The organism is Bradyrhizobium yuanmingense (assembly GCF_025200905.1).
GTDB lineage: Bacteria > Pseudomonadota > Alphaproteobacteria > Rhizobiales > Xanthobacteraceae > Bradyrhizobium > Bradyrhizobium yuanmingense.
In genome coordinates, this window is record NZ_CP104173.1 from 5,423,476 (window position 1) to 5,436,193 (window position 12,718).

The 12,718-nt window shown below is 56.7% G+C and carries 9 protein-coding genes; 1 reads left to right on the top strand and 8 read right to left on the bottom strand.

All coding sequences use genetic code 11. The features are described 5' to 3' along the window. Positions 1–83: 83 nt before the first annotated feature. Positions 84–1,376 (top strand): preATP grasp domain-containing protein, encoded by a 1,293-nt coding sequence (locus tag N2605_RS25480; protein WP_260343497.1) that lies wholly within the window; start codon positions 84–86, stop codon positions 1,374–1,376. 210 nt (positions 1,377–1,586) lie between these two features. Here N2605_RS25480 and N2605_RS25485 read toward each other — a convergent pair whose 3' ends face one another. The 8 genes from N2605_RS25485 to N2605_RS25520 all read right to left on the bottom strand — a co-directional run bounded on the left by N2605_RS25485 (position 1,587) and on the right by N2605_RS25520 (position 12,634). Beyond that, positions 1,587–2,264, bottom strand: coding sequence for a 2OG-Fe(II) oxygenase (locus N2605_RS25485; protein ID WP_260343498.1), 678 nt, complete (start codon positions 2,262–2,264; stop codon positions 1,587–1,589). Next, positions 2,249–3,412 carry a GFA family protein gene (locus N2605_RS25490; RefSeq protein ID WP_260343499.1) on the bottom strand — a complete coding sequence of 388 codons (1,164 nt, stop codon included), beginning with the start codon at positions 3,410–3,412 and terminating at the stop codon, positions 2,249–2,251. The genes N2605_RS25485 and N2605_RS25490 overlap by 16 nt, the downstream gene beginning before the upstream one ends. Before the next feature lie 986 nt (positions 3,413–4,398). Next, positions 4,399–5,265 (bottom strand): electron transfer flavoprotein subunit beta/FixA family protein, encoded by an 867-nt coding sequence (locus tag N2605_RS25495; RefSeq protein WP_260343500.1) that lies wholly within the window; start codon positions 5,263–5,265, stop codon positions 4,399–4,401. 529 nt (positions 5,266–5,794) lie between these two features. Beyond that, positions 5,795–7,615: a nif-specific transcriptional activator NifA gene (nifA, locus tag N2605_RS25500; protein WP_260343501.1), complete on the bottom strand. Its 1,821-nt coding sequence runs from the start codon at positions 7,613–7,615 to the stop codon at positions 5,795–5,797. A 177-nt stretch (positions 7,616–7,792) separates the two neighbouring features. Next, the gene (locus tag N2605_RS25505; RefSeq protein WP_057027290.1) at positions 7,793–8,629 is read right to left on the bottom strand and encodes an SDR family NAD(P)-dependent oxidoreductase; all 837 of its coding nucleotides are present in this window, start codon (positions 8,627–8,629) and stop codon (positions 7,793–7,795) included. A gap of 496 nt (positions 8,630–9,125) precedes the next feature. Beyond that, the gene (locus tag N2605_RS25510; RefSeq protein WP_260343504.1) at positions 9,126–9,311 is read right to left on the bottom strand and encodes a hypothetical protein; all 186 of its coding nucleotides are present in this window, start codon (positions 9,309–9,311) and stop codon (positions 9,126–9,128) included. Between the two features lie 27 nt (positions 9,312–9,338). Beyond that, the gene (locus tag N2605_RS25515) at positions 9,339–10,448 is read right to left on the bottom strand and encodes a nodulation protein NodZ (protein ID WP_311735322.1); all 1,110 of its coding nucleotides are present in this window, start codon (positions 10,446–10,448) and stop codon (positions 9,339–9,341) included. 188 nt (positions 10,449–10,636) lie between these two features. After that, a complete protein-coding gene (locus N2605_RS25520) occupies positions 10,637–12,634 on the bottom strand; it encodes a carbamoyltransferase family protein (protein WP_260343505.1) in 1,998 nt (665 codons plus the stop codon). Positions 12,635–12,718: the final 84 nt, after the last annotated feature.

The window sequence follows — 12,718 nt, forward strand, 5'->3', positions numbered from 1 at the left end:
GGCAATGCCATGATGGTTGCCATGACGATCCCATCCTGATCACATCCAGATGCCAGAGGTCACGAATGCCGCGGATCCTAATTATGAATGCCGGTACGCCTCAGATGTCGGGCGCGCATCTAACAAAGGATCAACTTTCGCTGGCCGCCAGGTCGGCATACCGTTCAGCCTGGTTTGCGGAGGAGGGCGACCTGATAGTCTCCCCGGTAGGGATCCCGGCGGACCTTCTATCCTTCATTGGCGCGACGCTCGATTTCGACGCATCGAGCCTTCGCCTGCTTGTACCTGCGAACGGCCACTCAACGATTCTCGACGACGGCACATTGCTGTGCGAGACTGTTGTCGAGCAAATAAAAAGACATATTCGTCAGAAATCCGCCTGGCAATTGTATCCCTGCTACTTTACGGAAGGCGTCGCACGCCTGGGGGCCATGCTGGGCATACCGCAGACCGGCGAGGGCTTCGCTCTGCAGCGCGGGCCTGATCTTTTGAACCGGAAGAGCCACTTCCGTCAGTTAGCAACAAGCGTCGCACTTCCGCTCCCTCATGGTTGTGTCGCGACAGACCCAAATGGACTATTCAAAGCGGTCACATCCCTCAAATCCGAGACCGGCAGAGTCATTGTAAAGCTGGACAATGGAGCTGGAGGAGTCGGAAACGTCATTCTGACCAGCAGCAAAAGCGATCCGCTACCTGGGGCCAGAGATACTCGGTGGATTTCGTGGCCTTCGCTTGATCCTGACGCGCTTTACTCCGAGATCACAACAGCATCGTGCAAGACTCTGGTTGTGGAATCGTATCACTTGGCCCGATCCTTATTTTACCTCGAGTATGCAATCCAGGATGATGCATCAATCGCTTTTATCAACAGTGGAAACATACGTCTGCGTAAAAGCACGGACCGGTCCGAAAGGGCTTTGATCTGGACAGGGCTCGAGCTTCCTAGCGACCTGGAGAACGAGCAATGGTTGACTGCCCAGGAGCATGCCTACCGATTTGTGGCACTAGCGAGAGACCTCGGCTATCGCGGAATGATCAACATCGACGCCATTTTCGCCAAAAACGGAAGGTTGCTGTTCAATGAGGCGAACGGCCGCTGGGGTGGCGGCTCGGTGCTACACAACATTGCCATCCGGCTGCTAGGCGTCGACTATTCAGGTCGCAACGTTATTCTATCTGTAAGAAATGTGCGATCACCATCCTTTCAAGCGGCGCACGATCGCTTCTTCAAAGAAGGTTTTCTATTTGACCGCACACGTAAGGCCGGCGTGATCCCGCTTGCCGCCGACGAAGAGGCTGGTACCGTGGAGTGCGTTGTGATAGCCCCCGACAGGACCGCGGCCCACGATCAGCAACACCGACTATTGAGGTCTTAGCGACGAGATGTTCACACGCTCAACTCACCGCCCGCGCGGGGTCTGTGAGCCGATGTGAGCTTCTATGTCTGCGCCTAGCTCTGAAACTAGAACCTTCCAGAATTGCCGCAGACTCTACCAGGACAGGCTGACCACAAGATGGAAAGCGATTAAATTCCCGGAAAGCTCGCCCGCCCCCGATTCTCAGAGAACCATATCAGGCGCACCACCTCATAGCCGAGCGGCAGAGCTTTCGACGATCCGGCGGTTCGCTCCGCCGCGTTTTGAGCAGAAGTAGACGAGAGATCGTCGCTCCCCACTCGACACCGGCTTTACTTCATGCCGGACCTTACATGTTGTGACAAGCACAGCACCAAATGGCGGTCTGAATACGTGCTGTTCGTACCCGGTTGGATATACCACGAATTCACCCCCTTCGAAGTCTCTCGCTAGCTGCACGATCACCGAGTACTCGAAATCGGGATCACTCTTCGCATCCAAATGGATGCCGACAAAGGAACCCGGCGGCATACGGTGCATTTGGCATCGGCGAACCACGTAATCTGAGGACGCTCCGAAGATATGTCTCAGCGCAAAGCTGCGATCTTTGCTTTCAACTAGCTCCATAATCTGCCCTGAAGCTGTACCACTCACGTTGCTCGGCGCCTTGCCCGGAGGGTCTACCCTCACGCGCTTGACAAAGACGCTGTGCAAGTCGCCGGCATCTCCCTCCCGCACTTCTTCTTCGGGAATTTCAGCCTGCAGCTGATCGATCTTGGCCAAGTCGTCTTGGGTGAACAATACGTGGGGGGCGATCACGACCGTCCCCTTTACTAACAGCTCTATGCGGTACTTTGTTAACACTTCCTCAGAGAGCAGACGGGATTTGTCATTCACTGCGCGCGCCATTCGAGCTCACTCCTTTGATCTTCGATGCAGGTCTCCGGGTCCTTGTGCATTGAAACGAATGCTTGCTCCCAATGCTCGCCGTCGAACTCGGTTATTTTTATGCGTGCGATCGTCGTTCTATCCAGGCATCGAATATTTACGCTGAACCCTGTGGGGTTCGACCTCGGCCTATAGAATGGCTTTACGCCACAAAGCCGGCAAAACGTGTGCCGAGCAATGTTCGTGTTGAACTGGTACGTAGTGAGGAATTCTTCACCGCACTCGATACGTAGCTTATCGCCAGTTACGAGCAAGTGGACAAATCCGGACATTTGACAAATTGAGCAATTGCATCGAACTGCAGAGAGCTCTCGGGGCGCTCTGACGTAGAACTTGATAGAGCCGCAATGACATCGGCCATGATGCTGGATCTCCGAGTGATCATTTCCCGTGAGCCCGTCAATTCCGAGCAGATCGTGGCACCACTGGACGCTGAGCCGATAGGCTCGAACGAATTCATCCAAAAAGCGACCTCTACCGTCCGCCTGCACAAGTTCACCAATCAGCCGGCTCGTCATTTCACCGTGGTACTTCTCCGCGGGATCTTCTCCGCCGACATGGCTCCGAAAATACTCAAGATCGTCAGGCCGCGCTTTAAAGGTCTTAGCCAGAGTGGTCCATAGCGACTGGATCATGTCGGCAGCATGTAGCTCAAAAGCGACCATGTAAGCGCAACGAACTAAGGAGTCTTTCGATGACAATCCGGCATAGAGAGAATGCAGGTACTGCTTCGTCGTAGAACTATAGTTGGGCAGTATTGCTCTGCCGAGTAGTTGCGAGGCATCCTTTTTCAACAGGTTGGAGTGAAAGTTTTCTGTCAACAGAATATCCGGCAGTGCGGCGTTGCCGCCCTGGAGAACCCGGCCGTGGCCACCGGTCTCGTCCCAGCAGATAAAATTCGCGACCACGCTGGTCAGTTCAATGTCCCTTGTAAGATCCCGATTGTGATGGATTGCATCGAATATGAGATCTCTTTGAGCACCCGCCTGCAGGTACGGGAACGCCTGCGACATCGCCAGGTACTCAGGTAGCAGGCTGGTGACCTGATCTTCAGACAGCTGCGAGGCGAACGGATGTGGGCCGAACAAGGACCGCGCTTGCTCGGTCAAGTACTCGCAGGATAGCTTCGGAGCTTGACCCGCTGCAAATCTAGACGTTTGAGATGTCATTTGATCCCTGCACAAGCGAATGGTCTGTGACAAAGACACTTTGTGTCCGGACCAACCATTAACGCACCCCAGTTCACTGGCTTCGAAGGGCCAATGATTGCATTCACCTTCCAGGTGACGTTTTAGTAGTTTCCTGCGCGATGGCAGACAACGGCATGCTTAGTCCAGCTCATGCACATCGAAGGGAATGCCTTCGTTAATGGAGCGATGGGGAGCCGGTCGGTTTCCGGTCCACCAGCAGTCCGACGCCCAAATGCCTGCCACGGCCAGCATTCCTCGGTGGCGCACAAACACTCTCAAAAACATGCTCGCCCCTCGCGTTCGTAATTACCACCTCTAAGTTCTTACTGGCTCACAGCAATCATCATGCCAACTCTTGAATTCGCTCAGTAAGATTCTGAATAGGTTGGCAAATGCTCGTGAGGCCCTCTCATCGCAAGCGTATGGAATTGAGAGGCTGCGGACCGCCGTCAGAAACGAAACAACGAATAGCCAGCGGCTGCTCATACGCGTAAAGGGATGCTGAATGGCGGAGTTTGCTTTAAAGGCGCCGCATACGTTGACTTTGCGCCTCGGAACCAGCGACAGCGCTTTGGGCGCGCAGCCCGCAGCGCAGTATGGTGACCCGGTCGCTGACGTATTCGGTCTTCGTTCGCGACCGTTAGGCGCAGCAATGGCCCGCCACGTCGTCGAACACCACCAACACTGGATCTGGAGCATGCGCCCCCCTTGCCGTGTCCAAACAATCCCGGGCGATTCCGGCGCATCGATTTGGCCACACGTCTTGTACAGAACATGCAGCCCCGGCTGAACGCGAGATCGACGGATGCCAGAGGCAGACTCTATTAGTAGCAGGCCGAGATGCGTAGCTACATGTTGCGCGCCCATCGACACGGGTGCGGGATACATTCCTTGAGGCTTACTCACTATGCTTGCCTGGACTCCCCAGATCGAGCGTCACGTGCAAGTGCAGCAAGATCGGTTTCCAGCTTCGGTTGCTGCTTGAAAATTGCGTCAATCAGCGCCTGCGCCGGTTGCTCCACGGCCTCAACCAGTGCCGCCTTCTCGGCGCGCGCAGAGGGGGCGAACACCCGCTTGACGACCGTCGGCGAGCCCCGGAGGCCGCATTTGGAGATGTCTTCGACACCGGCATCTTGCGCGCTCCATTTCACGATTTTGGCACGCGCGGCCCGCAAGGCGTCCGTCATTGCGCCGCGCCGAATCTGATTCGTAGCCTCAAGCATAGTGATGAGGCACGGTAATCTGGTGTGCAACACCTGCACACCACCTTCGGAGCGTCGTTCCGCTTCAATGGTTTGGGCGACGAGGTCCAAGGATTTGATCTCCGCAACGTAAGTTAGCTGCACTACACCCAGTCGCTTTGCGATGCCGGGACCAACCTGCGCAGTATCGCCGTCGATCGTCTGCTTTCCCGTGAAGATGAGGCTTGTCGGGCCATATTCCTTACCAATTTTCCGGATAGCGGTTGCAAGTGCATACGTTGTGGCCAACGTGTCGGACCCCGCAAAGCAGCGATCGGTGAGTAGGACGGCGCGATCAGCACCATAAGTGAGCGCCTTTCGCAACGACTCTTCCGCCGATGGCGGTCCCATCGTAAGCACGGTAATTTCGCCGCCGAACCGATCGCGCAGCTCCAGCGCGGCCTCCAGCGCGAAGAGGTCATATGGGTTGATGATGGTGGGCACTCCCTGACGCATGATTGTATTGGTGACGGGGTGAACACGGATCTGCGCCGAGTCCGGAACCTGCTTGATGCAGACGACATTGTGCACGATGTTGCTCCAAAGATGCGATGGCTGCGAAGAGACAGCAAGTGTTGTACCATCGCCACCGGATTGGAATCGGCTCGCTATCACAAGCGCTCAATGGGTGAGACGCCGCTCTAGCGCGCCCTTCCGGACGAACGAATGCTGACACAAGTCATGGCGCCGACAACGCTGTTCCGCTCGGCACACCAGCCGAGTGACGCAAGCCCTGCGCCAATCACCTGCGGGCGTCAGACCGATTGAGGGCCAATAAGCATTGCTCCTCACTCGTTCCCTTGATTGAGAATAGGGGTGAATAGCTTGTTACATGTCGAGCTGCCGATGATTGCCATTGTATGGCCCGCAGCTGCGGCTCTGTACTCGTGGCGGATAATTCCATCTGTCCCCGAACAGAAGGGCTCGCCTCGAGTTCGTTGCGCGCGCCACGTCAGCGCCCGCCGGCGGGCCCCTTTCCCTTCAGATTGCGTAGATGCCTATTCGGGATCGTTCTTCACCTATCTCATTGGCAGTCGCAGTTCCGCGCCGACGTGGTCGTTCAGAACCGCTTTATCTCGATTCCGTATTTCCGTAGCGCGTAGCCGATTTGGCGCGGGGTTAGCCCGAGTAGGCGCGCTGCCTTAGCCTGCACCCAGCCAGATTTTTCCATGGCCGCGATGACCCGTTCGCGATCGGCCATCCTCGCACCGCTATCGAGAACTCTGCCGGCAGGTGCAAGTGAGGTCATTTCGCCGATAGACTGCGGCGGCAAGGTCGTTTGAGCTGGCGGAATGAGCGACTTTGCGGGCACCGGTTGCATGGGTACCGCCTGTTCTGGCTTGTCGTCCGATGTTCCTTTCCAGAGCATCATGGAAAGGCACTGCCCTTGGCAGCAGGCAAAGTCACTTCTCACAATCGATGATCCGGCACACAGCGTCGCTGTTCGCTCGATGCAGTTTTCGAGTTCGCGGATATTTCCCGGAAACCCGCAGTTCATCAGTACATCGATCGCACTCGCCTCCAGGGTCAGCGTACGGCCGTTCTCACTGTTGAACTTTCTGAGGAACTCTCTGGCCAGCAGCGGAATATCACTGCGTCTTTCGCGCAGCGGCGGCAACAACAAGGGAACTACGCTAATACGATAGTAGAGGTCCGCGCGGAACTCGCTCCTTGTCACGGCCTCTTCAAGGTTCTTGTTAGTCGCAGCTATAACTCGAACATCGACCTTAATCGTGTGATTGCTGCCCACGCGCTCGAACTCCTGCTCTTGCAGAACTCGCAGCAACTTCGCCTGGAACGGAGCTGAGATCTCGCCGATCTCATCCAGAAACAGCGTCCCTTTGTCAGCCAACTCGAAGCGCCCCTTGCGCGAGCCGACCGCACCGGTAAAGGCACCTTTCTCGTGGCCAAACAATTCCGATTCCAGAACCGTCTCAGGGAGCGCCGCGCAATTCAGCTTAACGAACGGCCGCTTAGCACGGGACGAAGACTCGTGAATGGCCCTGGCTACGAGCTCCTTGCCGGTACCGGATTCGCCACGCAGCAGAACCGTGCTGTTCGATTGGGCCACAACCGCAATCTTCTCGAGCAGCCCGCTCAGCGCAGCGCTGTCGCCAATGATCCCGTGGGCGTGAAGCTTCTTGCGCTCGCGAGCGGGCCGCCCGAGTTCAACTATCTGCTTCTGTGGCTGGTCTTTCTCCGCTGGCAGTCGTTCTCGCTCGCAGGCGGACAAGCGGTGCAACTTCACTGTTTGTCCTACCAGGTTGGCGACGATGGCGAGCAGCCGAGCATCGTACTCGAGTCGAAGACTTGAACTATCGTCCTGGGTACGATCTATCGTCAGCGTACCAACGACCCTTGGATCAATGCGAATCGGAACCCCGATGAACGATACGGGCATACTATCGGAGGCACCTAGAACCTCCCGGTCGGCAGCGCTGAAGGCCGGCTCGGCGGCTACATTCTCGACGACAAGAGGCCTGTCTGTCGCTACGATCTGCTCGATTGCTTTCTGCGGCAGGCAGGTCCGGTAACGTTCGTCATTGCCTTCGCTCCAGCCGGCGCCAACTGTAGTTTCCGGCACACCGTCATCATCGAACAGTGAGACGATGCCGTGTCGCATCTGCACAAACGATTGCAGGAGGCCAACGACCCTGGCCAGCGTGACTTCGAGATAATCAGGGGCGCTGAGTATTTTCGATATTTCGAAGATGCCGTTCAGAGCGCCCTCATAAGACGGCACCTCCGAGGGCTTACGCTCCGGGTCCGGCTGCGAGGCAGGTCTTTCGCTCGAGGATGGAATATGCAGCATGAGCCTGTCTCCGTTGTCTTGATTATCCTCCTTGGAGCCATGTTCGGGTTGGCGAGCTTGGTCTTGCATGTCACTCTCGATCTAGCGCCAAGTGTTGACGAGATGACATGGAACCGTGACACCTTTTTATGCACGACAGTAAACTTCATGTGCCTTCGTTTCACTTTTTGCGGATTGTGTGCGTGTCAGCGGAGCACATAGGTGCCGCTGCAGCTCAAGCCAGCCGCGTCGTCCAAGTGGGCCGCTTCACAGGTGCTGCCCGCCATTGATCGGCACCTCGGCCCCCGTGACATAACTCGCCGCATCCGAGCACAGGAAGAAGATGACCTTGGCCACTTCATCCGGGGTCCCCACTCTACGCAGCGGGATACTTGGCACGAGACGGGCTTCCGTCTCTGGCGATAGCATGTCGGTCTTGATTTCGCCTGGCGCGATCGCATTCACACGGATGCCATGCGGCGCATAATCATGGGCCAGTTCGCGTGTGAGGCTGGCAAGCGCCGCTTTCGAGGTGGCATAGGCGCTACCGGCGAATGGGTGCACCCGGGAACCCGCGATTGAAGTCACATTGACGATTGATCCTGACGCGGCTTTTAGCTCGTCAAACAAACCCTGCGCCAGCAGGATCGGAGCCACCAGATTAAGATGAAACACCCTCATCCAGGTTTCGGTTGACGTGGTCAACGACGTCATCCGATCACCAGTGATCGTTTTCGGCGAGACACCGGCGTTATTTACCAGCGCGTGCAAGGGCGCACCAGCCAAGCGTTTCTTGACTTCGGTGATCGCGCGCGGCAGCATTCGATGATTGCTGAGGTCGATCTGGAAATGATCGTCGTTCCCTGCCTCCCAGGGGCATCGCTCGCTATCGAAAGGTTGACGCGCGCAGGAAATGATGCGCCAGCCCGCCTCCAAGAACAGCTTGGCAGTGGCATGACCAATTCCGCGCGATGCCCCGGTGAGCAATATCGCCTTCTGTTCTCTACGCTCAACACGCGCCTTGTCGGGCTGAACGAGGCACCCCAAATGTGTTTCGGGCAGCGGGTCTCTGATCAGATTATCATTTGGCAGATCGAGACTCACGGCAGCCTCCTCTAACGTTGCGCCGGCGAACGCGTAGCAGGATTTGCGCCACTGCGGTGCACGTAAATTACTTCCGTTTTGCGTCCTATTGCCGCGCACGCGGACGACTTGGCTGATTCAAGACATCCGTTGGTGTGCTTTGTGACAGCGATGGTGAATTAGTTACGTAAGTTTACAAGCACACTCGCTTGCTTCATGTGAGACTATGAACCGCGCTCGCTTCCTTGATCGAAGCGAATGAGCCCGCCGCTGGTCGGCCCCATTCTTCGAAGTCAACGATCGCTACGGCCGACTACAGCCGCGCAATCCAAAGCTGACGTACCAGCCTCGCACGTTAGATTTGTCGGCCGTCGATTTTGATTTTTCGCACCCTGCTCTGAACAGCACGGGGATCGTCGGACGGGTTCGTTGCGGGCGCGAGCGCGCGATGTGATCATCCGCGCCCGTACGTATTTACGTCGAATCGTGGTTGGCCCGGAGCGATGATGACAACGTGTTACGCCTGCTTGCCGCTGCGCAACACTTTAGGGCCGTTGTTGTCGATCTCGCGGCTCAGCAGACGGCATTTAGCTGTCGCCTCGTTCTGTTCGTCGCTGGAAGTTCGCGCCGACAGCATCACGTTGGGCAGACGGTTGTCGCTTGTGAAAGAACTGCCAGTACTCTTGGATGCAAAGAGCGGCAATCAGGTCGATCAAGCGGGTTAAGACTTTCATGAAGCCACGAGCTCTTGCGATTTGTCTTCAATCAGGATCAACCGGCTCGGATCGCTCAAGTCGAATTCTATAACGCGTGGAGCAAAAAGACGCGCATAGCGCGTGAAGGCGCTCGTTGGGGGAAAACGGATCACCGTGTCGCAGCGCGCAAGCAGATACATCTCGATTAGGGCAGAAACGCCACCCTCAGCTCCAAGGGCGGCGCTGTGCAACGGGCCGGCGTGAGGCGCCTGGAACTGTTTTGGGATCGCAAAAACATCAGGAAATATTGTCGAAACCTGCTCAAGGACGAGCGCACTGTCCGTGCACAGGAACGCCCTCACAGGCTTCGCGTGGGGTAACCCCCTGGCCTTGTCGATGGCCCTACAGACCTGTCGCAAGGCGCGCTGCGGGTCCGCCCAATAAGGAGCATGCCCCATAATATCTTCGCCGTTGCCATGCCGGACATGAATCCCGATTACGCTATATGGCTCAAAGTGCTCGCGGTACATAGCATTAATCCGAGCCTGAATTTCCGCTCGCGGCTTGATACTCCGAAAGATCTCTCGCTCCGCTTTCTGATCGCAGCGCCACATCAGACACGCATCACACACCACCGTGTTAGCGTCACAATCTCTCTTACTTTGGAACAGTTGGTCCAGCTGGTCACGTTCGCGAAAAATCTGCTCGTCCGGACGATAGACGCAATCAATAGCTGGCTTATTCCACCATGCCGGAAAGAATGGCCCGGGAAACGAACGTTCATTGAGGTCGTCGTCGCAAATGACTCGCACGCCGGCTATGTCTTGAACCGGTTCGAAGAAGACTGGAAAGGCATTACGGAATGGTTTGTCGAGATAACAAGACCCCCGCCAATCGATGACTAGCGTGCGCCCTGTCTGCTTTGCAAAATGCCAGGCTGCCGCCAGTGACCACAGACAGTCGCCGAACCCCGTACGTCGTCGGGACACTACGAACCGATCATTCATCGAGCCGCTAACCATCTGGATTGCCTTTTCGCGCGTTGCTGGTTGCACAAAAGACGTCGACACAGACATCTCGGGTATCTTCTCGCCCGGCGTCACGGTCCGAAGCGGTCCCGGCGGGCTGCGTCGGTAGAACTTCATAGCAGGGCTATCCGTGATGGGCCGCGTTCTCTCAACACTTTCTCTCCCTTTTTCAGCGGTGCTGCATCGACCTGCCGGAAGTCGGATGCACAATGCCCCTGTCCGTCGGATGGCCTGGCCCCCTCGCCTACGGGCTTGGCGATGCTCATGACCTACGCCTATGTTCCGCCTTGCACTTTATTGTGGCCTCAAGCTGCGCGCAGCGGATGAAGGCGAACGCCCCGCAGCTCCCATACGAGCCGCAATTCCTTCACGAGATCTTCACGCTTGGCCTGGTCCATCATGGCTGCGTCGAATAGGCACCCGAGCGACGCCTCGCCTTCGATCCGCATCAACACCTCGAAAAGCTCAGGTGAGATACGCTTACTATAGTGGGCGGAATGTCCCGTGCGGATCTCGCAGACCGTTTCCTGACGATCAGGCGTCGTGTAAGAACGAACGCGATGAAGGGATGCATACGGCGGCAATGACACGCCCAGTGCACTCCAATCCCGCAGTGACGCTACCCGCTTCCTGACGAGGAACGGCCCAATAACAAGTCCATCCAGTTCAGTCGTCAAGAACGTGGTGATCGCATCTGACACGGACTGCACGATCGGCTCGGCATTGTTGTTAAATGAGGTATTCAGAAGGATCGGAATTCCTGTTCGCCTCTTGAACGCACTAATTACATCCCAATAGGCGGGGTTTGTCTCGCGAGACACCGTCTGCAGCCGAGCAGTGCCATCAACGTGCGTGATGGCACCGAGCCCATTACGTTTGGCTTCACGCACACGAACCACGAAGTTCATGAAGGGGAGCTGACGCGTTCCGTTCGGGAGCTCAAAGAACTCGCTCGCATCCTCCTCGAGTACAGATGGCGCAAAGGGGCGGTAGCCCTCACGCTTCTTGACCATGGCGTTGATGCGGTCCTTATTTTCCGCAGGCCGCGGGTCCGCGAGAATGCTGCGGTTGCCAAGCGCCCGTGGGCCGAATTCAGAGCGGCCCTGAACCCAGCCGATTACAGCGCCATTTGCCAGCCAGTCTGCCGCACTGGATGCTATGTCATCACTTCGTTGAATGTCGAGGTGGCCTGACCATGCGTTGAGCTCTTGCTCGATGGCTTGCTCATTCCCGAGATCGGGTCCCCAATAAATGTCCGACAGTCGCTCGCGCGGCGCTGGGCTGCCTAGCTCGTTTGACACCATCAATGCAGCGCCGAGTGCGCAACCAGCGTCGTGCGCCGCGGGTTGAACGAAGATGTCATCAAATAAACCAGAATAAAGCAACTTTCCGTTCAGCGTGCAATTATGGGCCACCCCGCCAGCTAGGCACAAGCGTGTCATGCCAGTCGCCTTACGATGGTGACGCAGGGTGTGAAACACGATCCGCTCCAGCGCTTCCTGCAGCGACGCGCTGACATCTCGATGCTGCTGCGTGAATGGTTGTCCCTTTCGCCGAACCTGAATGTTTCGGACCAGGGCCGGTCCGATTCGGTCCAGGTGAACGCGGTAGCCACCGCTGTCCAACAACTCGTAGAACTGCGCAAAGAGCGCGCGATAGCGATCGGGATCACCATAGGGTGCAAGCCCCATCACTTTGTACTCGTCGAACATCCCGTAGCCGAGATATCGGATCGTCTCGAGATAGAACAGCCCCAGGGAGTTATGTTCCGGGAAGGTTTGGAGTTGCGCAATTTCGGTACCAGACCCTACCGCCAATAAGCCTGAGAGAAAATCGCCACCGCCATCGATCGCAAAGACGAGACTTTGCTCGAACCCGGACATGGCAAACGCGCTCACGGCATGCGCTTCGTGGTGATTCACGAAGGAAAGCCGGGACGGATCGATCTCGGCCCCGAATTCCCGTGCCAGCAGCTGCCGTAGCAACAGTTTGGCGTCCAACGGAACGGGCTGAGAAACAGAAAGACGCTCGAGCATGGTTCCGCAATAGGCTTCAGTCGCGTAGAACGCGATACGGTCGATCTCGCCGAGCTCCACGCCTGCGGTAGACAGGCAGTATCGGATAGAATTGCTAGGAAACTTGTTGGAGTGCTTGAGGCGGTTGAGGCGCTCCTCTTCGACAGCAGCAACTACGCGGCCATCCTGCACAAGAACCGCAGCACCGTCGTGAAGAAATGTATTCGGCAGCTGCGGAGAGTTTTCATGTATTCTATCAAGACCACCACTCAGTCCCAGGCACAACATTCCGTTCTCCATTCGTCATGATGGGAAGGCCAACTATCCCACCGAACTAACCTGAACAGTCACGCTCCGTCGGTGCGCTGGCCA

Coding starts and splice junctions, on each gene's coding strand:
- N2605_RS25515 (WP_311735322.1), bottom strand. CDS start 10,448: ATGAAGTTCTACCGACGCAGCCCGCCGGGACCGCTTCGGACCGTGACG.
- N2605_RS25520 (WP_260343505.1), bottom strand. CDS start 12,634: ATGTTGTGCCTGGGACTGAGTGGTGGTCTTGATAGAATACATGAAAAC.
- nifA (WP_260343501.1), bottom strand. CDS start 7,615: ATGCAAGACCAAGCTCGCCAACCCGAACATGGCTCCAAGGAGGATAAT.
- N2605_RS25485 (WP_260343498.1), bottom strand. CDS start 2,264: ATGGCGCGCGCAGTGAATGACAAATCCCGTCTGCTCTCTGAGGAAGTG.
- N2605_RS25480 (WP_260343497.1), top strand. CDS start 84: ATGAATGCCGGTACGCCTCAGATGTCGGGCGCGCATCTAACAAAGGAT.